The 25,866-nt window shown below is 69.6% G+C and carries 17 protein-coding genes and 3 pseudogenes; 6 read left to right on the top strand and 14 right to left on the bottom strand.

Annotation, left to right across the window (positions count from 1 at the left end; genetic code table 11):
* Positions 1-104: 104 nt before the first annotated feature.
* Positions 105-2,039, top strand: coding sequence for a hypothetical protein (locus F9278_RS11445; protein WP_152168230.1), 1,935 nt, complete (start codon positions 105-107; stop codon positions 2,037-2,039).
* 68 nt (positions 2,040-2,107) lie between these two features.
* The gene (locus tag F9278_RS11450) at positions 2,108-2,812 is read left to right on the top strand and encodes a TetR/AcrR family transcriptional regulator (RefSeq protein WP_152168231.1); all 705 of its coding nucleotides are present in this window, start codon (positions 2,108-2,110) and stop codon (positions 2,810-2,812) included.
* Between the two features lie 24 nt (positions 2,813-2,836).
* On the opposite strand, the gene F9278_RS11455 is transcribed toward F9278_RS11450, so the two are convergent.
* From F9278_RS11455 to F9278_RS11475, 5 genes and pseudogenes are all read right to left on the bottom strand, one after another.
* Entirely contained in the window at positions 2,837-3,202 is a 366-nt protein-coding gene (locus tag F9278_RS11455) for a 5-carboxymethyl-2-hydroxymuconate Delta-isomerase (RefSeq protein WP_152168232.1), read from the bottom strand.
* Between the two features lie 4 nt (positions 3,203-3,206).
* Complete coding sequence (locus F9278_RS11460) at positions 3,207-4,871, bottom strand: fused response regulator/phosphatase (protein ID WP_152168233.1); 1,665 nt, start codon at positions 4,869-4,871, stop codon at positions 3,207-3,209.
* 74 nt (positions 4,872-4,945) lie between these two features.
* Positions 4,946-10,366: a pullulanase-type alpha-1,6-glucosidase gene (gene pulA / locus F9278_RS11465; RefSeq protein ID WP_226966696.1), complete on the bottom strand. Its 5,421-nt coding sequence runs from the start codon at positions 10,364-10,366 to the stop codon at positions 4,946-4,948.
* A gap of 152 nt (positions 10,367-10,518) precedes the next feature.
* A pseudogene (locus tag F9278_RS11470) lies at positions 10,519-11,493 on the bottom strand (non-reducing end alpha-L-arabinofuranosidase family hydrolase); the annotation flags it as partial.
* Positions 11,494-11,802: 309 nt separating this feature from the next.
* The gene (locus F9278_RS11475) at positions 11,803-13,185 is read right to left on the bottom strand and encodes an alpha-amylase (protein WP_152168236.1); all 1,383 of its coding nucleotides are present in this window, start codon (positions 13,183-13,185) and stop codon (positions 11,803-11,805) included.
* 124 nt (positions 13,186-13,309) lie between these two features.
* Here F9278_RS11475 and F9278_RS46980 point away from each other — a divergent pair.
* A pseudogene (locus F9278_RS46980) lies at positions 13,310-13,558 on the top strand (IS200/IS605 family accessory protein TnpB-related protein); the annotation flags it as partial.
* A gap of 239 nt (positions 13,559-13,797) precedes the next feature.
* On the opposite strand, the gene F9278_RS11485 reads toward F9278_RS46980, so the two are convergent.
* Entirely contained in the window at positions 13,798-14,163 is a 366-nt protein-coding gene (locus tag F9278_RS11485; protein ID WP_152168237.1) for a YybH family protein, read from the bottom strand.
* A gap of 98 nt (positions 14,164-14,261) precedes the next feature.
* Here F9278_RS11485 and F9278_RS11490 point away from each other — a divergent pair, with 98 nt between their 5' ends.
* A complete protein-coding gene (locus tag F9278_RS11490; protein ID WP_152168238.1) occupies positions 14,262-15,155 on the top strand; it encodes a LysR family transcriptional regulator in 894 nt (297 codons plus the stop codon).
* A 25-nt stretch (positions 15,156-15,180) separates the two neighbouring features.
* Here the strand turns inward: F9278_RS11490 and F9278_RS11495 are convergent.
* The 7 genes and pseudogenes from F9278_RS11495 to F9278_RS11525 form a co-directional block, all read right to left on the bottom strand.
* Positions 15,181-15,543: pseudogene (locus tag F9278_RS11495) on the bottom strand (helix-turn-helix domain-containing protein); the annotation flags it as partial.
* On the bottom strand, positions 15,491-16,315 hold the full coding sequence (locus F9278_RS11500; RefSeq protein ID WP_226966697.1) for a DUF6879 family protein: 825 nt from the start codon (positions 16,313-16,315) through the stop codon (positions 15,491-15,493). The pseudogene F9278_RS11495 and the gene F9278_RS11500, both read right to left, overlap by 53 nt.
* 235 nt (positions 16,316-16,550) lie before the next feature.
* Positions 16,551-16,979 carry a hypothetical protein gene (locus F9278_RS11505; RefSeq protein WP_193241444.1) on the bottom strand — a complete coding sequence of 143 codons (429 nt, stop codon included), beginning with the start codon at positions 16,977-16,979 and terminating at the stop codon, positions 16,551-16,553.
* Positions 16,980-17,171: 192 nt separating this feature from the next.
* Positions 17,172-18,848 carry a glycoside hydrolase family 13 protein gene (locus F9278_RS11510; RefSeq protein ID WP_152168239.1) on the bottom strand — a complete coding sequence of 559 codons (1,677 nt, stop codon included), beginning with the start codon at positions 18,846-18,848 and terminating at the stop codon, positions 17,172-17,174.
* A 218-nt stretch (positions 18,849-19,066) separates the two neighbouring features.
* On the bottom strand, positions 19,067-19,990 hold the full coding sequence (locus tag F9278_RS11515) for a sugar ABC transporter permease (RefSeq protein ID WP_152168240.1): 924 nt from the start codon (positions 19,988-19,990) through the stop codon (positions 19,067-19,069).
* A 13-nt stretch (positions 19,991-20,003) separates the two neighbouring features.
* Positions 20,004-21,008 carry a carbohydrate ABC transporter permease gene (locus F9278_RS11520; RefSeq protein WP_152168241.1) on the bottom strand — a complete coding sequence of 335 codons (1,005 nt, stop codon included), beginning with the start codon at positions 21,006-21,008 and terminating at the stop codon, positions 20,004-20,006.
* Between the two features lie 108 nt (positions 21,009-21,116).
* Complete coding sequence (locus tag F9278_RS11525) at positions 21,117-22,388, bottom strand: extracellular solute-binding protein (RefSeq protein WP_152168242.1); 1,272 nt, start codon at positions 22,386-22,388, stop codon at positions 21,117-21,119.
* 465 nt (positions 22,389-22,853) lie between these two features.
* Here F9278_RS11525 and F9278_RS11530 point away from each other — a divergent pair, with 465 nt between their 5' ends.
* A complete protein-coding gene (locus F9278_RS11530) occupies positions 22,854-23,888 on the top strand; it encodes a LacI family DNA-binding transcriptional regulator (protein WP_264300164.1) in 1,035 nt (344 codons plus the stop codon).
* A gap of 132 nt (positions 23,889-24,020) precedes the next feature.
* On the top strand, positions 24,021-24,884 hold the full coding sequence (locus tag F9278_RS11535) for a phosphatase PAP2 family protein (RefSeq protein WP_152168244.1): 864 nt from the start codon (positions 24,021-24,023) through the stop codon (positions 24,882-24,884).
* Here the strand turns inward: F9278_RS11535 and F9278_RS11540 are convergent.
* On the bottom strand, positions 24,874-25,818 hold the full coding sequence (locus F9278_RS11540) for a LysR family transcriptional regulator (RefSeq protein ID WP_152173803.1): 945 nt from the start codon (positions 25,816-25,818) through the stop codon (positions 24,874-24,876). The genes F9278_RS11535 and F9278_RS11540 overlap by 11 nt on opposite strands.
* Positions 25,819-25,866 lie beyond the last annotated feature (48 nt).

Consider the following 25,866-nt stretch of genomic DNA (forward strand, 5'->3'; position numbering starts at 1 on the left):
TCGCGCGCAGGCGATCTACCGAACTCCTGATCCAAACTCCAGACAGGCCCTAGGAGCCCCCGTTCCACCCATGACCATCTGACCATTCGCTCGTTTTGCTGAACGTGCAGTCACAGGATGTCGCCCCGCGCCCCGCCTCTTCCCGCGCCCAGGAGTCGGTCGTGGATGTCGAGGACGCGGAGGCCGCGCTCGTCGAGCACTATCCGCGGCTGGTCCGGTTGGCCTATCTGACCTTGCCGCCGAGCCTGGGCCGGAACCGGCGTGTGCTGACGGCGCACGCGCTGACGCAGCGGGCGTTGCCCAGGGGGCGCAGGTCGGCGTCCCTGATCCCGGCGCAGGCGACGGGGCGCGAGCGCAACCCCGGGTACGCCTACGTACGCCTCCAGGTCGTCCGCACCGCCCTGGAGGCGGGACTCCCGCTGCGGCGCCTCGCGTGGCCGAAGCGGTCGCAGTTGCCGCCGCTGCTGCCGCAGGTGTGGGGCCTGCGGCTCTTCCCGCGCTCCGGCGGCGCCGACGAACTGGCCCTGGACCAGCGGCTGTCGGCGCTCTCCGCCCCGGCGCGCGCGGCCTATGTCCTGCGGGGTCTGGAGAAGCTCCCCGACCCGGAGGTCAGGGCGCTCCTCGAAGAGGTCGGCGTCGGTGATCCGGCCGCCGCGCTGAAGGAGGCCGGCTCCGTCCCGGCGCAGCGGTACGCGCTGCTCTCCTCCCCCGAGTTCGACCCCTGTTCGCTGCACGCCCGCCCCACCGATCTGATGCGCCGCCGCCAGCACACGAAGGCCGCGCTGGCCGCCGCCGCGGCCGTGGCCGTGTGCGGGGCGCTCCTCGGTCCGCCCGGGGAGGGGTGGGGGCCCGACGGCGCGGCGGCACCGCCGTACGCGCTCAATCCGGCGGCCCAGGCCGCCCTGGATCCTGGGCAGTTGACGATCGCGACGGCCACGGCCTGGCAGGCGACGGGGCGCACCGACTTCTCCACCTGGCCCGCGCGCGGTGATCTCGTCAAGGACAAGGCACTGTTGCGGCGGGCCCTCGCGGTCTGGGCCCGGCCCGGGGAGTCCGTGCAGGTCGCGGTCACCCTGGGGACCCAGGCCGGTCCCCCGCCGGGCCCGCCGCAGCTGCTGTACGCGGGCCGGGTCGACAACCTCCGGGTGGTCCTGCTCCACGACGGTCTGCGTATCGCCCGGTACGCCGAGCCGCTGGACGAGCCGGGTCTCGCCGCCCTCGATCTGACCCGGGTCGACGGGGCGACCGGCCCCGGTGCGAGCGCCCTGGTGCTGGGCCGGTCCGACGGCAACGTCCGCTATCTGACGGCACCCTGGGTGCGCGGGGCGGCCGTACGGGATCTGGCGCGGCCTGACGCCCCCGTGCGGAAGCTGGCGTTGACGCGGGAGGGGACGACGGCGCCGTTCGCGAGTCCGGCGCTGCGTACCGGGGAGTGCCGGTCGTGGGACGTGCTCCAGCTGACCGATGCCACGGGTGGTACGCGGCTGCTGACGGATCTGTCCGAGGTGACGCCCGCGCGGCTCACCGTCGGCCGCCCGTCGGACGGGCCCGCCCGGGACGCCGCCGCCTCGCCCGCGACCTGGGCGCCCTTCGCCTGCTCCCTGGCCGCCGTACGGTCGCAGGGTGTGCGGGCGGTGAACGCCTGGCAGTTCGCCCGGCAGCCGCTGCCCGACGGCAGCGGCCGGGCCGACTGGGTGTGCACCCGAACCGAGACCTGGCGGGGCGCGGGGACCCGGGCGATGGCCCAGTTCAACACCCCGGCCGGGGCGTATGTCACGGCCGCCGCCGACGAGATCCCCGCCTGCGGCCCCGCCGACCCGTACGTGCTCGCCGGTGGTCTGTGGAAGTCCGCGAGCGGCGACGCGTATCTGCTGGCCGCCGGCAGCCGGGGCACCGTCTCCGTCGAACTGAGCGGTGGGGTGAGCGGATCGGCGACGGGCCACCTTCTCGCCGTACCGGCCGAGGAGGGCGCGCAGGCGGAGTTGACGGGCAGGCTCGCGAACGGGCGGGAGATCAAGGGGCTTCAGCCGGCCGGATGACCTCCCTGCCCGCCGCCTCTACGCGATCCCGGCCATGACAGGCCGGATTCAATCGGTAAGGTGTTCGTATGCGAACAGGTGCGCGCCGCAGGATGGGTGTGGAGGAGCGGCGGCAGCAGTTGATCGGGGTCGCCCTGGAACTGTTCAGCCGGCGCTCGCCCGACGAGGTCTCCATCGACGAGATAGCGTCCGCCGCGGGTATCTCACGGCCGCTCGTCTACCACTACTTCCCGGGCAAACTCAGCCTGTACGAGGCCGCGTTGACACGTGCCTCGGACGATCTCGCGAACCGTTTCGTGGAGCCCCGCGAGGGCCCGCTCGGCGCCCGGCTGCTCCGGGTCACCCACCGCTTCTTCGACTTCGTCGACGCGCACGGTCCCGGTTTCTCGGCCCTGATGCGCGGTGGTCCGGCCGTCGGTTCGTCGCGCGCGAACGCCCTTGTCGACGGCGTACGGCAGGCCGCCTATGTCCAGATCCTTTCGCACCTCGACACGGACGCGGACCCCGACGCCGTACCCGCCCGCCTGGAACTCGTCATCCGCTCCTGGATCTCGCTCGCCGAGTCCACGGCCCTCATCTGGCTGGACGGCCGCCGTATCCCGAGGCGCGAGCTGGAGATCCAGCTCGTCCACGACTTCGCGGCGCTGGCGGCGGTCAGCGCGGCCCAGGACGAGGAGATGGCCGCGCTGCTCCGCCGTCTCCTCGACAACGAGCCGACGGACGGCCCGTTCAGCGACCTGGCGGGGCGCCTGATGGCCTTGGGGAGCGCGTGATGATGTTGGGGAGCGGCTGAGCTTTCAGCTCTCGAGGATGTCGAACTTCCGGTACGACGGATCGAGGTCCCGCACCTCCGCCGACGCGTGCAACGCCAGCCCGGCCAAGGGCTTCACATACTCCCGGAGCAGCTCCAGCACGTTCTCGGTCAGCGTCGTCTTCGTCTCGTCGGTCCGCCCCGCGAGCAGCCCGAGCGTGACGTGCACGATCGCGTGCCCCTCGGTGTCGGGCCCGACGGTGGTGTCCACACCGGGCCGGAACTGCGTCTTGCACGCCTCCGGCTTCGCGGCGGCCGTCCGTACGACCTCCTCGTGCAGGGCCTTGGCGAACGCGGGCCGGTCGAAGCCCTCGGAGAGAACGGCGGAATAGTCAACAGTGATCTGCGGCATGAGGTCACCCTAACCGCAGCCTCAACGCCAGCATCGCGATGTCGTCCTCCCGGTCCCTGCCGAAACAGTGCAGCAATGTGTCGCACAGCGCGGCCGTCCCGGCCGGGGCGTCCGCCGCGGCGACCCGCAACTGCTCCAGGGAGAGCGAGAGATCGATGCCCCGGGTCTCCACCAGCCCGTCGGTGACCATGAGCAGCCGGTCCGTCGGCCACAGCACGGCCTCCGTGGGTGCGGGGCGGTCGAGGCCGAGCCCGAGGAGCGGCCCGGCGGCCTTCACGTACTCGGCCTCGCCGCGGTCGCGGACGATCAGCGGCGGGATGTGGCCGGCGTTGGCGATCCGTACCCGTCCGCTGCCGGGCTCGACGAGGGCCAGGCACACGGTCGCGGTGACATCGGGATGGTAGCGCTGGAGCATCCGGTCGAGCCGATGGGCGAGCGCCGCCGGGTCGGACCCCTCGACGCAGTACGCGCGCAGGGCGTGCCGGATCTCGACCATCACGGTGGCCGCGTCCAGCAAGTGGCCCACGACGTCGCCGACGGCGGTGAGGAGGCCGTCGGGGGTGGACAGGACCGCGTAGAAGTCGCCGCCGATCTCGGTCTCGCGGGAGGCGGGGACGTACCGGACGACCACGTCGAGGCCGGGGAAGTCGGGGACCCGTTTGGGCAGGAAGCCGTGCTGGAGGGTGAGCGCGACATGCCGCTCGACCTGGTACATGAGCAGCGGCTGCGCGGCGAGCGCGGTGGCCTGGGCGAGGCGGGCGACCAGGCCGGGGGTGTCGGGCGTCGCGCCCCGGGGGCCGCGCACGGGTGTGGCGACGCAGACCGGCGTGCCGTTCTCGGTGCGGGCCGGGGCCGGCCGGGCGTCCTCGGTGACGCCGGGCGGGAAGAAGCCGGCGGGCCACAGGGGTGCGGGGACGACGGTGTCATGGGGTCCGGGGTCGCCGTCGGTGAGTCGGCGGAGGAGCCGGGCCACGGCCTCGTGCGCGCCGGCGTCGGGGAGGGTGGTGCGGGCGCGGGCCCGGGAGGTGCCGCTGCGGAGGTGGCCGTCCTCGCCGAGCACGAAGACGGCGGCGGGCGACCGGGTGAGCCGGGCGGCTCCCTCGGCGGCGGCCCCGGCCAGTTCGTCCAGGGTGCGGGCCGCCTGGACGGCGACGATGGTCTCGCAGAGCAGGGTGAGGCGTCGTACGAGGGCCTCGGCGCCGTTGCGCATCCGGGCGCCGCGGACGGCGGCGCGGACGACCGCCTGGATCTCCTCCGGTTCGGCGGGGACCGTCAGATAGGCCTCGCCGCCCGCGTCGAGTCCCCGGCAGCGGTCGACGGGGGCGACGGAGGCGGCGGAGAAGTGGACGACGGGCAGGGCCGCCGTCGGGGGCCGGGCCTTGAGGCGGCGGCAGAGTTCGAAGCCGCTCATGTCGGGGAGGCCGACGTCGACGAGGGCCACATCGGGCAGGGCTCCGGAGCGGAGCCGCAGATCGAGTTCGGCGAGGGCCTCACCGGCGCTGGCGACGGGGACGACACGGTGTCCGGCTCTGCGCAGCACCGCGCCCGTCGCGTACCGGCCGGCGGGCGCGTCGTCGACCACCAGCACCGCGCTGCCCGCCTCGGCGCCCGCCTCGGCGCCCGCTTCGGCGCCTGCTTCGGTGCCTGTGTCGTCGGCCGTCAGGCCCATGAGGTTCTCGTCGTCCCTGAGGCTCGGGTGGTGCGGGCCGTCCCTTCCCCGCCCGCACCACCCAAACCAGCCTCCTACCGATCGGATCGCGCGAAAACCGCCACGGTCCGCCCCGGAACGACGAACGTCCCCGATTCCACTTCGTACGAGGAGTCACGGACGGTAGAGTCCGCGCCCGCCTTCTGTACCTGGTGCAGGGTGTATCCCGTCCCGGCGAGGCCGGTCACGGTCTGCTTCCGCTTCTCGGGGGTGGCGTTGAAGACGACGACGAGGTCACCGAGTTCCATGGTGATCACGCCCGGTGTCTCGTCCTTCCCCGACAGCGGGAACGACAGCTTCGACTGCACCTGTCCGGTCGTGCCGAGGGAGAACACGTCCTCCGTCGTACGGATCCTCAGCAGGTCCCGGTACGCGGCCGAGGCGCCCTCGATCTGCTCGCAGCCGACCTCGACGGAGGTCAACAGGGGCTTGGCGTAAGGCCACTTGGACTGGTTTTCGGCCGCGAGCGGCAGTCCGCGTCCGAAGCCGTTGCCGCCGTCCCGGCAGTCCCAGTGGATCGCGTTGAACCAGTCGCCGCTGTCGTAGGAGTTGCGGTCGAGGGACTTGGAGCGCAGCAGGTCGGTGCCCGCCTGGGAGAGCGCCGGGCCCTGGGAGAGGGCGGCCGTCGCCATGGCGAGGACCTGCGTCCGGGACCGGTCGGCCGCGCTCGTCGACTTCGGCAGCTTGAAGGCGAGCGCGTCGAACAGGGACTCGTTGTCGTGCGCGTCCACGTAGGCGAGGGCGTCGCCGGGGGCGTCCGCGTATCCGGCGGCGACCCCGTTGTAGTCGACCTCGGAGCCCTTGACCTCCTTGCCGTCGGTGTCGGTGAACCGGTAGTCGGCGAGGTTGCCGCTCAGCCCGACCTTGATGAGGTCCTGGTAGTGCAGCAGCCGGGCCTTCTGCTCGGCCGGAGTGCCGTTGTCCGCCGAGGAGTTGGGTTCGGTGTAGAGGCCGGAGGCGAAGCCCTGGACGCCCGGGTCCTCGTCGAAGGGGCCGCCGCCGCGCACCGCGTCACGGGCCCGGTCGGAGAAGGTCGCGATGCCCGTCCCGGCCATGTTCCTCTGCGTGGCCTGGACGAAGCGCGCGTCGTCGGCGACCTCGCCGAAGTTCCAGCCCTCCCCGTACAGGATGATCCTCTTCCCGTCGACGCCGTCCTTCTTGAGCGTCAGCGCGTCGAGGGCCTTGCGTACGGCCAGGATGTTGGCCTTCGGGTGGTGGCCCATCAGGTCGAAGCGGAACCCGTCGACCTTGTACTCCTTGGCCCAGGTGACCATCGAGTCGACGACGAGCTTGCCCATCATGGTGTTCTCGGGCGCGGTGTTGGCGCAGCAGGTCGAGGTGGCGACCGAACCGTCGGCGAGGAGCCGGTGGTAGTAGCCGGGGACGACCTTGTCGAGGACGCTCTTGTCGGCCTGGCCGGCGGCCGGGGTGTGGTTGTAGACCACGTCCAGCACGACCCCGAGGCCGTCGCCGTTGAGCGCCTTCACCATCTGCCGGAACTCGACCGTGCGCCGGGTGCCGTCCGGATCGGTCGCGTACGAGCCCTCCGGGACCGTGTAGTGGTACGGGTCGTAGCCCCAGTTGAACCCGTCCTTCGCGGCGGCCTTCGCCACGCACTTCTGCTGTTCCTCGGAGTCGGCGGGGTAGGCGCTCGGATCGCAGTCGACGGTCGCCTGGTCGGCCTTCCGCTCCGGGATGGTGGCGATGTCGGCGACGGGGAGGAGATGCACGTACGAGGTGCCCGCCTTCGCCAGCGCGCGCAGGTGCTTCGATCCGTCGCCGTCCTTGTCGGTGAAGGCGAGGTAGGTGCCCTTGTCCTTCGCGGGCACGGTCCTGTCGTCGATGGAGAAGTCCCGGACGTGCAGTTCCTGGATCTGCGCGGCCTTCAGCGGCACGGCTTTGGGCTTGCTGTACGACGACCAGCCGCCGGGCGCCAGGGACTTGTCCGTCAGGTCGACGACGAGGCTGCGTTCGGAGTCGGCGGTCAGGGCGACGGAGTACGGGTCGGTGACCCTGTTGGTGACGACCTCGCGGACGCTGGGCGCCCACACCTTCACGACGTACCGGTAGGGCTTGTTCCGCCAGGACTTCTCACCGGTGACGGACCAGACGCCGGTGGTGTCGTTCCGTTTCATCGAGTGCGTCCTGCCGTCGAGTTCCAACGACACGCTCTGGGCCGTGGGCGCCCAGACGGCGAGCGTCGGACGGCCCTTGGTGAAGGTCGGGCCGAGGTCGGCGTCGGCCGCCTCCTGGCCGTAGAGATCGTCGAGTACGCCTGCGATCTGGACGCCCGTCGCCGCCGACACGGCCCCGTTCGACGCGCGCTGCGAGGCCACGAGCTGGCCGCGCAGGGCCTCGCGGACCCGGTCGCGGTCGCGCGGATCGACGGTCCACGCGGTGTACGCCTTCAGGTGCGGGAACTTCGCCTTCTGGGCGTCGGTGAGCGTCGACTTGGTGAGGCGCAGCCAGCGTTCATCGGTGCTGGAGAGCGTGCCGTCCTTCGCGGTGATCGATCCCGTGCGGGAGTACAGCAGTTGGGTGGAGGCGGCGGTGTCGTCGCCGTTCCAGGCGACGGTGTTCCGGTCGATCCAGACCGCCTTGGAGGTGCTCAGGTCGAGGGCGGCGGCGGAACCGGCCGGCTGCGGGAGCAGATACTTCTCCTGCCCGTTCAGCAGCCACACCTCGTACCCGTTGGCCTTGAGGTCGAGCGCCTGGTCGGTGGAGAGGTCCTTCTCGTCGCCCTTGTGGACGATGTAACTGAGGCTGGTGGCCCCGTCGGTGAGGGGCACCTCGAAGACGGCGCCGTAGGCGTCGGTGCGCACCGGCTCCAGCGGCTTCGACCAGTCCGTGGGGTTCGCGGCGCCGGACCAGACGTGCAGGCCCCAGCCGTCGTAGTTCCCGTCGGCGCGGTGGTAGTGCAGGACGGCCTTGGTCCTGTCCTGCCCCGGGTAGTCGGCGGCCGGCTTCTCGGTGCGGACGGCCTCCTTGCCCTGCTCGACCCAGATCTCGCCCGTCTTCGTGACCTCGATCGAACGGTCGGCGGCGACGTCCTTGGTGCCGTCCTTGTCGATGACGAGGTAACTGACGCTGGACGCACCGGGCTTGAGCTTGACGTACGCGAAGGCGCCGTACGCGTCCCGCCCGATGAAGTCATGGCCGTCCGGCCAGGTCGTCCCCTCCCCCTCGGCGATGTCGCCCCAGGCGTACAGCCGCCAGTCGGTGTAGTCGCCGTCGGCGCGCTGGTAGTGGACGATCGCGTAGTCCCGCGAGGAGGCGGTGGGGACCTCGGGGGCCGGTGGGGTGCCGGTGGTGGAGGTCGCCGTGGCGCTCGCCGTACGTCCGGTGCGGTCGATCACAACTGCCTTGTACCGCAAGGCGGTTCCGGAGGGAACGTCCGCGCCGAGGGCCTGGGTGACCTGGTACGGGGCGTGGTCCGCCGAACCCAGCGTCCTCCACTTGCCGTTGCCGACCTGGGCGGCGAAGACGACCCGATTGAGCTGTCCGCCTTCGACATCGGCGCCGATCTCGACCGCGCCGGTGGCGCCGGCGGCGGGGGCCTTGAGGGTGAGGGACGGCTCGGTGGCGGGCTTCGCGAGAGTGCCGGTGGCCTTGAGGACGATCGCCGAACCGGCCGGGACGGTGACGGTCACCTTCTTGTCGGCACCGCTCGTCACCTTGGCATCGGACCCGTCGGACCCGTCGGACCCGTCGGTCCCGTAGACGCCCTTGAAGGTCATGCGGGCCGAACCCGTGGCGAAGGTGGCCTTCTTGGTCTCCCCCGCGTTGTTGAAGGCGACGACGTACTCGGTGCCGGTCACGGCATCCGTCCGTGAGAAGGCGTAGATCCCGGCCCCGTCGGCCGCGTAGCGCTCGGTCTGGACGCCGTCCGCGAGCGCCGGGTTGGCCTTGCGGAGCTTGGCGAGCGCGCTGATCTGGCGGTAGAGGGGCGCGCTCGTGTCATAGGCGTCGTCGGCGTGCGTACGGTCCGTGCCGAGCCGGTCGTCGTCCAGGTAGTCGGCGACCTTGGAGGCGAAGAGCGTCTGCCGGGCGTCCTTGTCGCCGCCCGCGCCGGTGAAGCCCTGCTCGTCGCCGTAGTAGACGACCGGGTTGCCACGGCTGAGGAACATCAACTCGTTGGCCAGCCGCGCCTTTTTGACCAGTTGGGCATCGCTCGCGCCCGTGTCGTCCTGCTTGAGGAAGGTCCCGATCCGCCCCATGTCGTGGTTGCCGAGGAAGGTGACCTGCTCGTACGCGTTGGCCTTGTCGGTCGTGTATTTGTAGTCGTCGGCGAAGACCGAGGCGAGCCGCCGCGCGCTGCCGCCCTGGGAGGCGTACGACCGGGTCGCGTCCTGGAAGGGGAAGTCGAGCGTGGAGTCCAGGCGGCCCTGGGTGACGTACGGGGAGGTCACGGACGTGTCGGCGGAGTAGACCTCGCCGAACATGAAGAAGTCGTCGCGGCCTCGCTCGGCCGCGTACTTGTCCAGTGCCGTGGCCCACTGGGTCCAGAACTCCATGTCGACGTGCTTCACGGTGTCGATCCGGAAGCCGTCGATGTCGAAGTCCCGCACCCACTTCTCGTAGATCTTCTCCATACCGGAGACGACCTCGGGGCGTTCGGTCCACAGGTCGTCCAGGCCGACGAAGTCGCCGTAGGTGGCGGACTCGCCGGCCCAGGTGGAGTCGCCCCGGTTGTGGTACATCGTGGGGTCGTTGAGCCAGGAGGGGACCTTGGTGTTCTTCTTGGCGGCCGGGACGACGGGGGTTCTGGGGAACGACTCCCGGTCGACGGACGGGAAGCGGGGTTCGCCGTCCGCGTGGTCGGTGTCGTCGAAGGGCTTCCCGTCCTCGGTCAGGTACGGGAAGGCGCCCTTGGAGAGGTAGTCGTAGGACTTCTCCTCGTAGTCGACGACATCGGCGGTGTGGTTGGTGATGACGTCGAAGAAGACCTTCATGCCCTTGGCGTGGGCCTTGGAGATCAGGGTCTCCAGGTCCTTGTTGGTGCCGAAGTGCGGGTCGACCCGGGTGAAGTCGGTGATCCAGTAACCGTGGTAGCCGGCGGAGGCGTTGGCCCCCGTCCCCTGCACGGGCTGGTTCTTGAAGATCGGGGCCATCCAGATGGCGGTGGTGCCGAGGCCCTTGATGTAGTCGAGCTTCTCGGCCAGGCCCTTGAGGTCGCCGCCCTGGTAGAAGCCCTTGTCGGTGGGGTCGTAGCCGGTGGCGAGGCGCGAGCCGGTCAGACCGCCCTTGTCGTTCGCCCTGTCACCGTTGGCGAAACGGTCCGGCAGGACGAAGTAGAACTGCTCGCGGGTGAGTTCGTGAAGGGCGGCGGTCTTCGCCAGCTTCGCGTCGGACGGCGGTGCGGGCGGAGGCGGAGTCGCGGCCCCGGCGGCGAGGGGCTGGACGAGCGCGGCGGTCAGCGCGGTCACGGTGACCGCGCTGAACCATCTCGATATCACAGATGGACTCCTTGCGATGACGGCTCTGGTGGGTCCGACCCCGCGCGACCGTATCGCCGCCGAAAGCCTTTCAGCAAGAGGCTTGAAAGTAACGGTAAATGCTTACAGGCAGGTAGTGCTTTCAGGTGGGCCTTCCGGTGGGACGGTCGGGCTCAGCAGGTGGAGTTCGTCTGCGTCAGCAGGCCCAGCCGCCACGGGAGGGTGTTGTAGTTGCCGGTGGCCGACGGGTTGAGGCCCTGGTAGAGGTACTGCAGGCGGCACGGGTTGATGGTGAGCGTCTGGTCGGTGCCGGAGCGGATCATCTCGCCGTGGCTGACGTCGTCGGTCCAGGGCGTGCCGTCGAAGGTGACGTTGTTCGAGCGGGCGAAGGGGTTGGACTCGGTGTCGGCGAGCGGGGTCCAGGTGCCGGTGAGGCTCGTCGACGTCCAGGACCGGAAGTAGCGCCTGCCGTTGCCGCCGATGGCCTCGTTGAGCAGCAGGTACTGGTTGGAGCCCTGGAGTTTGTAGATGTTGGCGGCCTCCCACAGGCGGTACTTGTTGGAGTCCTGCAGCGCGATGACGGTGTTGGTGAAGCCGTTCGGGAAGTTCGCGAGCGTGGTCTCCGAGCGGTAGAGGTGGCCGTTGTCGTCGGAGGAGAAGAGGTAGCACTTCGCCGCGTCGCAGACGTTCCAGAAGTCCACCCAGTAGCCGCTGCCGATGTTGTCGCGGATGATCTGCGGCATGCCGTTGGCGTAGAAGCGCTTCGGGGCGCTCCACGAGGCGGGGTTGGCGATGTTGGTGGTCGTCGAGTAAGCGGCGTTGTCCCCGACCTGGTAGACGAGGTACCACAGACCCTGCGGCGCGAAGTAGAACACCTGGGGCGCGGCCTTGTAGCCGGCGCCGATCGGGGTCTGGTCGAGGTAGTGGTGCTGGGCGGAGGCGGCCTGCGACCAGTCGGTGAAGTTGAGGTAGACCATGCTGTAGGCGCCGTTGCTGTTCGCGGTGCTGGCGAAGACGTGCCAGCGACCGCCCGCGTACACGACCGTGGGGTCCTTGACGGCGGCGATGTTGTGGGTGGCGTCCGACTTCGGGGAGATCAGGATGTTGCCGGACCGCCATTGGAAGCTGGTGGGTAACGCGGCGGCGGCCGTGTTCTCCGCCGTTTCCGGCGCTTCCGCCGTTTCCGGCGCTTCCGCCGTTTCCGCCGTTTCCGCCGCCTCCGCCGAGGGCCCGACACCGGGGAGCAAGGCCCCCAGAATCAGCGCCAGTCCTGCCGCGACGGATCCCAGACGTCCTGCCACTCTCATGTCGACTCCTTCTTGACGGTGGGGATGTGGGAGCGCTCCCACCTCCTCTTTTCGGAACGTAGGGCGGGACCTGGGGACCGTCAACCCCTCGCGTACCGCGCGTTGCCAGTCGCAACAACGCGCGGTCGCGCACCAGGGGGTGTGGGCGTATCAGCAGCTGGACTTGCCGGTGTAGATCGCGAGGGCGGTGTTGGAGCCGAGGGTGGCGGTGAACTGGCCGGAGCCGTTCACGGTCACGGTCGTGTTGTTCTGCACGTTGCAGTAGGTGCCGGCCGCGAGGGAGGTCTGATACGTACGGTTGAGGCTGCTCGACTCGTGGTTGATGGCGACGAAGCCCTTGCTGCCTCGGCCGAAGGCGATCGCGTCGTTGCCGTTGTCCCACCAGTTGGTGACGGCCTCGCCTCGGGTGGCGTTGCGGAAGGGGACCATGCGCATGATCTCCGGCCAGGCGTGCTGGCACTTCCAGCCGTCCTGCCAGCAGGCGTTGACCGTACCGCCGTTGGGCGGGCCGGCGTCGGTGGAGGAGAACTCGTAGCCGGAGTTGATGTCGGGCGCGCCGTACGGGTAGGCCAGCATGAAGACGTTGGCCATCGTGTAGTTGGCGTTGTCCTTGTAGCTGAGGGTGGAGCCGTTGCGCTCGGTGTCGTGGTTGTCGACGAAGATCCCGGCGGCCGAACTGCTCATGTAGCCCCAGCCCTCGCCGTAGTTCTTCAGGTAGGCGAGGTTCTCGTTGTTGAAGACCCGCTTCAGGTCGAAGGCGTAACGGAACTCCTGCACATCCCCGTTGCCGGTGTACTCGCTCGGCTGGACGGCCTCCCCGGCGCCGTAGATGGCCTCCTGCTTCCAGTACGCGGAGGTGTTGTTCAGCCGCGACTTGATGTTGGCGAGGTCGGCGGCGGGGATGTGCTTGGCGGCGTCGATCCGGAAGCCGTCGACGCCGTAGCCGAGGAGGCTGTTCATGTACCCGGCGATGGCCGAACGGACGTGCTCCTCACCGGTGTCGAGGTCGGCGAGCGTGACGAGCTCGCAGTTCTGGACGTTGGCGCGGTTGGTGTAGTCGCCGACGGTGGCGGTGCAGTCGTCGAAGTCGAAGGAGGAGTAGAGGCCGGGGTAGTTGTACTTCGTGTACGACGAGCCGCCGGTTCCCGTGCCGCTGCCCGCCGACATGTGGTTGATGACGGTGTCGACGACGACCTTGACGCCGGCCGCGTGACACGTGTCGACCATGTTCTGGAAGGCGGTGGCGTCGCCGAGCCGCCCGGCGATCTTGTAGCTGACGGGCTGGTACGACGTCCACCACTGCGAGCCCTGTATGTGCTCGGCGGGCGGGGAGACCTGGACGTAGCCGTAGCCGTTCGGGCCGAGGGTGTTGGTGCATTCCCGGGCGATCGAGGCGAAGTTCCACTCGAACAGGACGGCGGTGACGTCCTTGGTGCCGGGGGGCGAGGCGGACGCGCTTCCCGTGGGCACCGCGAGCGCGATCGACGCGCCCGCCGCGAGAGCGAGCGCGCCGGAGAGGGTTCTGCTGGCCATGTGTGGGGTCCTTCTCCGTTGAAGGGGTCTGGAGCTGCTGCGCTGGAGTGCGTTCAAGGACGTTCTGGTGAGCGGGAGTGAGTGTGGGTGGTCTGTGTCATGTATCTCGGCCGTGAGGTCAAGGCACCCGATCCGGCGACGGACGGCACCGCCCCCACATGACCGGAGTGATCGTGTGGGGCATCGGACCGTCCAGGCCGGACCTGGCGTCCCTGGGCGTGAGGGAACCCGCCCCCGCATTCCCGGACCACGGACACGATCCGTGCGCGCCGGACGCGGAGCGAACGCGGGCAACCAGAACGCCCAACACCGTCCGGGGCGTTCGGCCGAGCACGGGTTCTGGCAACAGGACTCACTCCCGCTCAGTCCCTAGGAACGGTCCGAAGGATCGGGAGGGGCTGGGAGCCCGAAGCGATCCACGCAAGATCCGTTGACGTTTCTTGCTGCAAGATGACTGAAAACCTTCAACCGAGAGGAAGGTACGAGTCTGCTCGTCAAACGGTCAACCCTCCGGACACACCTTCTTCACGTCCGCGAAATCTCTTCACGGGATGGGGTGTTGGGGTAGGGCCCAGCAAGAGAGAAGAGGCTTCGAGGACATCGACGCCGGGGTCAGCGCGTGGCCGATACGAACTCGGGCTGGTCGAGCAGGCGCAGCCAGCTTCCGTCGGGCTGGCGCCTGACGACCTGCGCCCGAGCACCGGCCCCATCCTTCGGCGGGGTCGAGGTGAGAGCGATGTCGCCGCTTGTCAGTGTCGGCAGGGGTGGCTCCGACTCGAAGCGAGGCGCATTGGCCAGCACCTTCTCCCACAGTGCACGGATCGCCTCCCGCCCGACCGTCAGTTCGCCCGGCGGGTAGGCCAGCACCGCGTCCTCTTCGTAGAGCGCGGCGACCCCGGCCGCGTCACCGGCGTTGGATCGCTCGACGAAAAGGCGGGTGATGTCTTCGGGCCGCATGGCCTGCTCGTACTCCGGCATGGGTTCCTCCTGATGTCGGGCTGGCGTGCCTCTCAGCCTGGTGACCCACCGACCAGAAGTCCAACAGATGGTTCTTCAACGAACTAGAATCTACAGATATGGAGTTGAGGCAGCTGGAATACTTCGTCGCCGTCGCCGAAGAGCGGAACTTCACCCGTGCGGCCGAGCGGGTCCACATCAGCCAGTCCGGCGTCAGCGCCCAGATCCGCCAGCTCGAACGTGAACTCGGTGCCGAGCTGTTCGACCGTTCCGCCCGCACCGTCACCCTCACCGTCGCGGGGAAGGCCGCGCTCGAACCCGCCCGTGCCGCGCTCGCCGCGGCCGGTGCGGTCGGCCAGGCGGTGAGCGAGGTGACCGGCCTGATCCGGGGTCGGCTCACCGTCGGCATGGTCATCGGCTGCACGCTCGCCCCGCTGTTCGACGCCCTCGCCGCATTCCACGAAGCGCATCCCGGTGTCGAGATCTCCCTGCTGGAGGACAGCTCCGACCGGCTCGTCGAAGGGGTGCGTACCGGCGCGTTCGACGTGGCGCTCACCGGGGCCGCAACCGCCCCGGACGGGCTGGAAGCGCTGACAATCATCAGCGAGCGGCTCGTCGCGGCGGTCCCGGCCGGGCACCCCTTGGCGAAACAGCGGCAGGTCACCCTGCGCGACCTGATGACCTACCCGATCGTGTGCATGCCGCCCGGCACCGGCCTGCGCGCGGTACTCGACCAGGCTTGCGCCGCGCGGGGCTTCCACCCGACGATCGCGCTGCAGGCTGGCGCCGCGGATGCCATCGCCGACCTCGCCGCCCGCGGGCTCGGAGTCGCCGTCCTCAGCGACTCGATGGCCGAGAGCTATCGCGACCGGCTCACCGCCCGCACCATCGCCGATGTCGAGACACCAGCACTGCTCGCCTTGATCTGGAAGAACACGCGCAATCCGTCGGTACGTGAGTTGATCTCGCACAGCCGACAAGCGTTCGCGGGCCTGCTGGGGACGCGCCAGTAGAGGCGGGACACGGACTGCTACCGCCTATGGAGGACTCCCAGCCCCGGAAAACGGAGGCGTCGCCGTGGGCGGCGAGGTGCGTGTCCTGCACGGGCTTGTGACCGGAGGCGAGTTGGCGTCGCCACGAGCGGATGTGCGACTCGAAGCCCCTGAGCCGGGCAAGGAGTTCGTCGTACGCGTCCGGCTGACCGGTCCCGTCGGCCCACGCCCTCAGGTCCTCGGGGGTGGCCGTCTGCCTGCCGTTCTCCAGTTTGCTCACCTTGGGCTGTGGCCAGCCCAACCGCCGCGCGAGTGCGGAACCGGTGAGCCGACCGTCCGGGGCCGTCAGCCGCAGCTCACGCAGCCGAACCCCAAGCGCTGCCCGCGCCTGCTGGTAGTCGGTGGTCACCGGTTCCGCCCCCTGTCCACTCGTCGGCGGCGAGGCCCGCAGAGAACTCTTCGTACGGCACCGCGAAGTGTTCGGCAGCGTCGCGCGCTTGTACGTAGCGGTTCACCTCCACCGGTTCCGTGATCAGTTCGACATTCACGAGGTTGTCGGCGCCGTCGAAGTGCAGCAGAGCGACCAGTCGGGAGTCGAAGATCCAGAAATCCTCGTGGGGGAGGTGGAGTCGGTCGGCGTCGACGCGCCGGAGCTGCCGGATGTGCTCGCCGACGGCGCTGTTGCGGCGGGCGTTGTCGAGCAGATAGAGCTGTCCAGGGGTAGGCGGCATGTCGACAACGCGCACGCGCTCGAACCGCTTGCCGAGCGCGGTCTGTTCACGCCGTTCGGCGCACCACTCCGCGTCCCGGCCTTCCCAGTCGACGGGATCACCGGCGACGAACTGTGCATACGTCTCGGTGACCTCGTCGGACGCGTACCGGCGCCGGCTCTCCAGCCGCCACGCGGTGTGCTTGAACTGAGTGAACAGCCGGTCGAATTCGTCCAGGCCGATGATGTCGGGCACGCGGGTGGCCTCGTTGGGGCCGAAGTCGACGAGCAGTTCGCGCGGGACGACGATGGGCACCTCGCCCTCGCCGAGGTGCCGCAGGCGGGCGAGGTCGTCGGGGTCGGTGAGCGCCGGCCCGTGAATGATCACCTCACCGGTGTCGAGGTCTTCGTGCACGGCGGGGCAGCCGTTGACGCCGCTCCCGGTGCCGTTGAAGCGCAGGCGACGCGCCATGAGCAGTTCCTTTCGCCGGGGCCTCTTGATCAGCCTCGCGCCGCAGCGCCCGTCTCCGCCATGGCTGCCCTGCCACGCCGAAAGCATTCTCGGGCATGGACCGTAGCCATCCGCGAATAACCGGGTATAGGCGCTGGTGCCCCCCACCGCCCTTCCGGAACGCTCATTTCATGGTCACAGCACAGGAGCCGGGCACCACCGCCTCACCGCCTCACCGCCTCACCGCCTCACCGCCTCACCGCCTCACCGCCTCACCGCCTCCATAGCATTCGTGGATTCGCTTCACTTGCTTGGCCCAGAAGACGAACTTCTCGTCGGCGGACGCGCTCATGGGGAGCAGTCGCAGTTCCTTGGCCAGCTGGTAGAAGCCGGAGCCGGCGTCGTTGGAGCCCAGGTAGTTGACCAGGGCCGAGAGCATGAGAGGTGGGTCCGAGGGGGCGATCTCCTGGTCTCGCTCCACGATCAGTCCGAGGAGACGCCCCATCGCGGCCCGGTCGTCAGCACGCTCGAAGTCGAAGAGACGACAGTCCGTTCGCCTGGCGAGGGCCACATTCAGCTCGGTGTACGAGGTCAGCCTCCCCAGCTTCGCTCGTTCGACAAGAAAGGTGCGCCCGGCGTCTACGAGCTCCGCCCATTCACTGTCCGCACGACCGTATCCAGACATCCCGCCCCCTGCGCTACGTCGATCCGTGAGCCAGAACGTACAGGGTCGGTAAGCCGGGGACAGAGCATCCTCCTGGACGTCCGTGCACGAACTCGCCATCGAATACCGTGAGGGAAGGCTCGCCACCCGGACAATCCAGGTGGCGAGCCCTCAAGTCCCGTCAGGCGGGACGAAGTTTCCTCAGACTGTTCATCAGCCGGTCGTCCACCAGACCGTCGTGTCCCCCGGCAGCTTCGCCTCGTCCTCCGCCACCGTCACCTCGCCGCTCGCGAGCAGGACGCGGCCGTACGCGGGGATCGTGGCCGACTGGGACGTGGTGTTCGCGGCGCAGACGAAGTCGCCCCGGCGGAAGGCCAGGACACCGGCGGGGGCCTTGAGCCACTCCACCGCGTCGCCGGCGCCGAGGCCTGGCTGTTCGCGGCGGACGGACAGGGCCGTGCGGTACAGCTCCAGGGTCGAGTCCGCGACCCCCGTCTGGGACTCCACGCTCAGGTCGGCCCAGTCGGCCGGCTGCGGCAGCCAGGAGCCGCCCGCGCCGAAGCCGTACGAGGAGCCCGTACGGGTCCACGGGATCGGCACCCGGCAGCCGTCGCGGAAGCCGTCCTGGCCGGCGCCCCGGAAGTACGCGGGGTCCTGGCGGACCTCGTCCGGGAGGTCGACGACGTCCGGGAGGCCCAGTTCCTCGCCCTGGTAGACATAGGCCGAGCCGGGGAGGGCCAGCATCAGGAGCGAGGCGGCGCGGGCGCGGCGCAGGCCCAGTTCGCGGTCGCCCGCCAGGCGGATCTGTGTGCCGAGGCCCGGTGCGTTGGCGAAGCGGGTCGCGTGACGGGTGACGTCGTGGTTGGACAGCACCCAGGTCGCGGGGGCGTTCACCGGGCGCATCGCGTCCAGCGTGCGGTCGATGACGGTGCGAAGCTCCGCCGCGTCCCAACTCGTGCTCAGGTACTGGAAGTTGAAGGCCTGATGGAGTTCGTCCGGGCGGACGTAGTTCGCGGTGCGTTCGACCGTCGGGGTCCAGGCCTCGGCGACGAAGATGCGCTCCCCCGCGTACTCGTCCAGGACGAGACGCCACTCGCGGTAGATCGCGTGCACGCCGTCCTGGTCGAAGAACGGCATGACATCGTTGCCCAGCAGTTTCAGCTGGTCGTGGGCGCCGAGGTCCGGGAGACCCGCCGCCTTCACCAGGCCGTGGGCCACGTCGATACGGAAGCCGTCGACGCCCATGTCCAGCCAGAAGCGCAGGATCGAGCGGAACTCGTCCCCGACCGCCGGGTGGTCCCAGTTGAAGTCGGGCTGCTCCGGGGCGAAGAGGTGCAGATACCAGTCGCCGGGGGTGCCGTCCGGTTCCGTGACCCGGGTCCAGGCCGGGCCGCCGAAGATGGACTCCCAGTCGTTCGGGGGGAGTTCGCCGTGCGCGCCCTTGCCGGGGCGGAAGTGGTAGCGGTCGCGCAGCGGGGAGCCGGGGCCCTCGGCGACCGCCCGCCTGAACCACTCGTGCTGGTCGGAGGAGTGGTTCGGGACCAGGTCGACGATGATCCGCAGGCCCAGGTCATGGGCGTCGCGGATCAGCGCGTCCGCGTCCAGCAGCGACCCGAACATCGGGTCCACCGCACGGTAGTCGGCGACGTCGTAGCCGGCGTCGGCCTGCGGGGAGGCGTAGAACGGGCTGAGCCATACGGCGTCGATCCCGAGGTCCCGCAGATACGGCAGTCGCGCGCGTACGCCCTCCAGGTCGCCCATGCCGTCGCCGTCGCTGTCGGCGAAGCTGCGCGGATAGACCTGGTAGATCACCGCGTCGCGCCACCAGTCGCTGCGCTGTGCCTCGGCGGGGGTCGCGGTGGGGGTGGTGGTGGAGTGCTGGTGGCTCATGGCGTCCTTGGTACGTAAGGGAGTCACTGGGTCAGAGGTAGATACGGGACGGGTGACAGAGGCGGCCCGCGGTGCCGGCGGGGTCGGATGGACACCGCGGGCCGCCACCCGCGCCCGAAGGGGCGCGGGGCTCTGAAATCGGCGGCTGCGCCGCGGGGCGCGACCGGCCACGACGAGAGCCGCAGACAACCGACGGCCCCTCGCGGCTCGACCGGCGGTCACCCCTTCGTGCCGCCCGCCGTCAGCCCCGTCACCAGATTCCTCTGCACGAGGTAGAAGAACGCGGAGACGGGGATCGCGACCAGTACCGCCGTCGCGGCCATCAGGTTGCGCTGGGCGTCGTGTTCGCTGACGAAGCTCTGCAGACCGACGGCGAAGGTGTACTTCGTGTCGGACAGCATGAACGTCGAGGCGAAGGCGACCTCGCCGAACGCGGTGATGAAGCTGTAGAACGCGGCGACCGCGAGCCCCGGCTTGGCGAGCGGCAGGATCAGCCGGGCGAACGTGCCGAAGGGGCTCAGCCCGTCCACGCGTCCCGCCTCGTCGATCTCGAAGGGGATCGTGTCGAAGTAGCCCTTGAGCAGCCAGGCGCAGTACGGCACGGCCGTCGAGCAGTAGACGAGGATGAGGCCGAGATAGCTGTCGATGAGCCGGAGTTCCGAGAGGATCTCGTACATCGGCACCATCAGGACGGCCACCGGGAACATCTGCGTGACCAGGAGCACCCACATGAACTTCCGGTAGCCCGGGAAGCGCATCCGGGAGACGGCGTAGCCGGTGGTCGCCGCGATCAGCACCCCGAGGACGGTGGTGCCGAGCGAGACGACGAGCGTACTGACCAGCCAGTCGAAGAACTGTGTCTCCTGGAGCACGTGCGAGTAGTTGGCGAGGGTCATCTTGCCGAAGATGCGCCCGGGATGCAGGTAATCGTCCTTGTCCGGGCCGAGGGACAGGAAGAGCAGCCAGGCGATCGGGAAGAGCGCGACCAGGCTCGCCACGATGAGGATGCCGTGCGAGGCGAGAGTGCCCCCGAGGCTGTTCTCGCCGCGCCGGCGGGTCCTGGGCCGGCCGGCGGAGGGCCGCGCCGACGAGGAGTCGGCCGGAGCCGTGGTCTTGACGTTCGTGGGCGTCGTGGTGCTCATGGGGGCTCCTGCCTCAGATCGCGAGCTGCTGCTCATCGCGGTTCAGCCAGCGGCGGTAGACGGAGGTGAAGACGATCAGGATGGCCAGCAGCAGGATGCCGTAGGCCGCCGACTGCGCGAAGTCACGCGGCTGTTGACCGAAGCCGAGGTAGTACGCCCAGGTCACGAGGATCTGCGCCTCGGGCGCGGTGTCGCCGAACAGCAGGAAGATGACGGCGAACTGGTTGAACGTCCAGATGACACCGAGGAGGACCACGGTGGAGCTGACGGAGCGCAGACCCGGCAGGGTGACGTACCGGAAGCGCTGCCAGGCGCTCGCGCCGTCCATCTCGGCGGCCTCGTACAGGGTGGAGTCGATGGACTGGAGTCCGCCGAGCAGGGAGACCATCATGAACGGCACCCCGCACCAGGTGTTGACCATGATCGCGGCGAACCGCTGCCAGAAGGTGTCCTCCAGCCACAGCGGGGCCGGCAGGTGCAGCGCTTCCAGGGCGGAGTTGATGACACCGCCGTCGGCGAGCATGAACCGCCAGCCGAAGACGGTGACGAAGGTGGGCACGGCCCAGGGCAGGACCAGGATCAGCCGGTAGAAGGTGCGCCCGCGCAGCTTCTGGTTGAGCAGCAGCGCGAGGCAGAGGCCGAGGGTGAAGGTCACGGTGACGCAGAGCGCCGTCCAGGCGATCGTCCAGATGAAGTGCGACCAGAAGCGGTCGTAGGAGGTCGGGCCCCAGAGGATGTCGGCGTAGTTGTCGAGGCCGATGAACTCGTAGGTCGCCTCGATGTGGTTGGCGCCGATCGTGCGCGCCGAGTTGAGGCTGTTGGCGTTGGTGAGGGTGAGGTAGAAGCCTCGGGCCAGCGGATACAGCACCAGGACGCCGAGCACGACGACGACCGGGGTGATCATCGCGTACGCGTACCAGTACCGCTGGTACGACTGCCTCAGACGCGTCAGCCGGCCGGGGCGCCCGCCCGGTTCACCTCGGCGCTTGCCGGTCGCTCGGTCGATGGCGACTGTCATCGTTCGACACCTTCTGGAAGTTCAGGGGGCTGGGCTGCTCTGGGGACAGGCCGGTGACCGCCGCGTCCGCCCCCCGGTGTGCGAGGCGAGTGCGGCGGCCACTCGGGGTCACTTGCTGAAGTCCGGGACCAGCTTGGCGATCGCGGTCTCCGCGTTGCCGAGGCCCTTGTCCAGGGACTCCTTGCCGCCGGCGATCGCGAGCAGCTCGGTGTCGAGCGGGCCCCACAGGGAGCTGTACTCGGGCAGCTCGGGGCGCGGCTGGGCGGCGCCGAGGACGGTCTGGTAGCCGGCGATGCCCGGGTCGGCCTTGACCTCGGCGGTGTAGGCGTCGTCACGGGTGGGCAGCGTGGAGTTCTTCAGGGCGATGGTCTCCTGGGACTTCGCCGAGGTCATGAAGTTGATGAACTTCAGCGAGGCTTCCTGGTGCGCCTTGTCCGAGCCGGCGTAGACGGAGAGGTTGTGGCCGCCGGTCGGGGCGCCCGCCTTGCCGGAGGTGCCGGCCGGGACGGTGGCGATGCCGAGGTTGGCCTTGTCCTTGAACGCGGAGCCCTTGTAGAAGTTGGTGATCTCCCACGGGCCCTGGACGATCGAGGCGACCTTGCCGTTGACGAAGGCGTCCTGGATGTGGGCGTAGGCATCGGCGGTGGTGTCCGCCTTGTGCAGGCCCTTGCCGTCGAAGAGGTCCAGCCAGGTGCCGTACGCCTTCTTCGCCTCGGCGGAGTTGACGGTGATCTTCTTCTGCGCGACGTCGACGGTGTCGGTGCCGTCGCCGTAGAGGAAGGACTGGGCGTAGTAGGCCTGGGTGGAGCCCCAGTAGCCGTCGACGCCGGTCTTGTCCTTGATCGTGGCGGCGGCCTTCTTCAGGTCGTCCCAGGTCTTGGGGGCCTCGGTGAGGCCGGCCTTCTCGAAGAGTTCCTTGTTGTAGACCAGCGCGAGGGTGTCGGTGACGAACGGGACGCCGTAGGTCTTGCCGTCGTACTGGGCCTGCTTGATCAGGCTGGGCTGGAACTTGTCCTGGTCCTTGAGGGCCTCGGTGCCGTCGAGCGGCAGGAAGAAGCCCTTCTTGGCGAAGGCGGGCGTCCAGCCGACCTCGGAGCGCAGGATGTCCGGGGCGCCCGTGGCACCGGCGGCGGTGTCGAACTTGTTCTGCGCCTGGTCGAAGGGCACGTTGACGTACTTGACCTCGATGTCCTTGTTGGCGGCCTCGAACTCCTTGACCAAGGCCTTGTACGTCGGTGCCTCATTGGTGGCGTTGGAGGTGTCCCACCAGGTGATGGTGACCGGACCGTCGGCCGAGTCGCCGCTGTCGCTTCCGCCGCAGGCCGTCGCCGTGAGGGCGATCGACGCCACCAGCGCGGTGGCCGCTATGCCACGCCGCATGAGATCTCCTTGAGGGTGAAAGCCCGTGTACCGGGAGGGAGGCCCCGTCTGCCGTCCCCGCCGGTGCCGGCCGCGCCGTCGCCGCCGCCGGGCGTGGCCGAACGTAACAGCGATGTAAGCGGCGCGAAAGGTCTTGCAGCAAAAAAATGCAAGAAGCGGTGACGGTTACGCCGCCGTGACCTGCTCGACGCCTTGCGGAGAGCGCGGTTTCCCACGGATAAGCGCATGCGGGAACAGGTGTGCAAGACTCTGCAAGCTCTTGCCATCGCTTGCGGAGGCGGACATCATCACCCCGTCAGCGCCTTGCGGAAGCCACCTCTTTCCGCATACCGGCACCCCCACGGACACCGACCAGAATCATGAGGGACCGCGATGACGCAGCAGCCCGCAGCGGGCCGCACGCCCGCCCGCACCCGGCGCCGGGGCGGTGGGCAAGCGCAGGCCCGGCCGGTACAGTCCAGTGCTGTGACCACACGGCTTGCCGACATCGCAGCCCAGGCGGGGGTCAGCGAGGCGACTGTCAGTCGCGTCCTGAACGGGAAGCCGGGCGTCGCCGCCACCACTCGCCAGTCCGTTCTGGCCGCCCTCGACGTCCTGGGCTACGAGCGGCCCGTACGGCTGCGGCAGCGCAGCGCGGGCCTGGTGGGCCTCATCACCCCGGAGCTGGAGAACCCCATATTCCCGGCCCTGGCCCAGGTCATCGGCCAGGCGCTGACCCGGCAGGGCTACACCCCGGTCCTCGCCACCCAGACCCCCGGCGGTTCGACGGAGGACGAGCTGACGGAGATGCTCGTCGACCGGGGCGTCGCCGGCATCATCTTCGTCTCCGGACTGCACGCCGACACCTCGGCCGACATGCAGCGCTACGAGCAACTGCGCGCGCAGGGCGTGCCGTTCGTCCTCGTGGACGGTTTCTCGCCGAAGGTGCAGGCCCCCTTCATCTCCCCGGACGACCGGGCGGCGATGTCCCTCGCGGTGACGCATCTGGTGTCCCTCGGGCACACCCGGATAGGTCTGGCGCTGGGCCCGAAGCGGTTCGTGCCGGTCCAGCGCAAGATCGAGGGCTTCGTCCGGACCATGCAGGACCAGTTGGGCCTGGCGGCGGCGACCGTCGAGTCCGAACTCGTCCAACACTCCCTGTACACGCTGGAGGGCGGCCAGGCGGCGGCCCTGGCGCTCATCGACCGGGACTGCACGGCGGTGGTGTGCGCGAGCGACATGATGGCGCTGGGCGCGATCCGGGCGGCCCGGCAGCGCGGCCTCCAGGTGCCGCGGGACGTCTCGGTCGTCGGCTTCGACGACTCCCCGCTGATCGCCTTCACCGATCCCCCGCTGACGACCGTCCGCAAGCCGGTCCCGGCGATGGGACAGGCGGCGGTGCGTACGTTGCTGGAGGAGATCGGCGGGACTCCGGCGCCGCACAGTGAGTTCGTGTTCATGCCGGAACTGGTGGTGCGGGGGTCGACGGCTTCGGCTCCCGGGGACCGGTCTCGTACCTGAGGCGGAGAAAACGGTGAACGATGCCATACGTGCGTAGGAGATGTCCCTCCGTGGTACCCCGACGAACGTGCGTGATGAACCCGACCAGAGGATGATCGGTGGGGTACCGCTTATCTGGCAGACTCTGTGCCCATGGGTGATTCGACCGTGACGACACTGGAGGAAGGCCGGGAGCAGGCCGCTCCGCGGTCCGTCACGGATGCGCCGGGGCAGGGGTTCCTGCACCGGCTGAGGGTTCCGCGCAGGCCGCGTCTCTGGTTCGAGATCTTGCTGATCGCGGTGAGTTACTGGACGTACTCACTGATCCGCAACGCGGTCCCCGAGCAGAAGACGCAGGCCCTGGAGAACGCCGACTGGATCTGGAAGGTGGAGCACCACCTCGGGATCGCGGTCGAGGAGTCGATCAACCACTCCGTGAACTCGGTGACATGGCTGATCGTCGGCATGAACTACTACTACGCGACCCTGCACTTCATCGTCACGCTCGGTGTCCTGGTGTGGATCTACCGTAGCCACCCGGGCCGTTACGCGGCGACGCGGCTGGTCCTGTTCGCGACCACCGCCGTGGCCCTCGTCGGCTACTACTTCTACCCGCTGGCCCCGCCCCGGCTGATGACCGACGAGCACTTCATCGACACGGTCGTCGTCCACCAGACCTGGGGCTCGATGGCCTCCGGCGATCTGAAGAACATGTCGAACCAGTACGCGGCGATGCCGTCGATGCACATCGGCTGGTCGCTGTGGTGCGGGCTGACGATCTTCGCGCTGGCGTCGGTGCCGTGGGTGCGCGTCCTGGGCCTGCTCTACCCGGCCCTGACGCTCGTCGTGATCGTCGCCACCGCCAACCACTTCTGGCTCGACGCCGTCGGCGGCATGCTCTGCCTCGCCTTCGGATACACGGTGGCCCGCGTCTGGTACGGCGCGCTGCCGTACGCGCTGCCGCGCCAGGTCGCGGGACGGCCCGGCGAGACGGAACTGGCACCGGTCAAGGCGTAGGCCCGCTCCCGGCCGCCGTCCGCCCCGCCGTCTCTCGCGGCCCTGAGGCCTCGGCGGCCTCCCGCAGCGCCGTCACGAACGTCCGCAGCGCGGGCCGCGGCGGCGCCGACTCGCGGACGGCCGCGTGGATCGAGCGCCGGGGTTCGGGGCCGGTGAAGCGGCGTACGACGACATCCGGGTGGGTGCTGCCCAGGCCCAGGCGGGGGATGAGGCCGACGCCCAGTCCGGCGGCGACGAAGCCCTGCGCGGTCGCGTAGTCCTCGCTCTCCACCACGAAGCGGGGCCGGAATCCCGCGCCGGCGCACGCCTCCAGCTGGGCGTCCAGACAGGGGCCCGGCCACTCGCTGCCGACCCAGGGCTCGTCGGCGAGGTCGGCCAGGGCGAGTGCGGGCCGGTCGGCGAGGGGGTGCGCGGCCGGCAGTACGGCGAAGTAGGTGTCGTCGAGCAGATGCAGCAGCCGTACGCCCTCGGGGTCGGTCCCGCGCGGCCGTACGACGAGCGCGAGGTCGGCGCGGCCCTCCTTGACGGCCGGGAGCGGGTCGTCGGGGTCGACGAGCTTCAGCTCGATCCGTACACCGGGGTGCTCGGCGCGCAGCCGGGCGACGGCGGGGGCCACCAGGGAGGCGCCGGCGGTGGCGAAGTAGCGCACGGCGAGCCGTCCGGTGCGCCCCGCGCGCAGATCGGCCAGCGCGGTCTGCGCCTCCGCGACCTGCCGGCCGATGGTGCCCGCGTACTCGGTGAGCAGCAGCCCGGCCTCCGTGGGCCGCACCCCGCGCCCGACCCGCTCCAGCAGCGCGGTCCCGGCCTCCTTCTCCAGCGCGGCGATCTGCTGGCTGATCGCGGAGGGGGTGTAGCCGAGGGCGGTCGCGGCGGCCGTCACCGAGCCACTGGTCACCACGGTCCTGAGCACCTGCATACGCCGCACGTCGAGCATCATGCGGCCATCCTAGGGGCCATTTTGAAGGCCAGCTTAAAGGTATGT

It is taken from the genome of Streptomyces phaeolivaceus (genome assembly GCF_009184865.1).
Classification (GTDB): domain Bacteria; phylum Actinomycetota; class Actinomycetes; order Streptomycetales; family Streptomycetaceae; genus Streptomyces; species Streptomyces phaeolivaceus.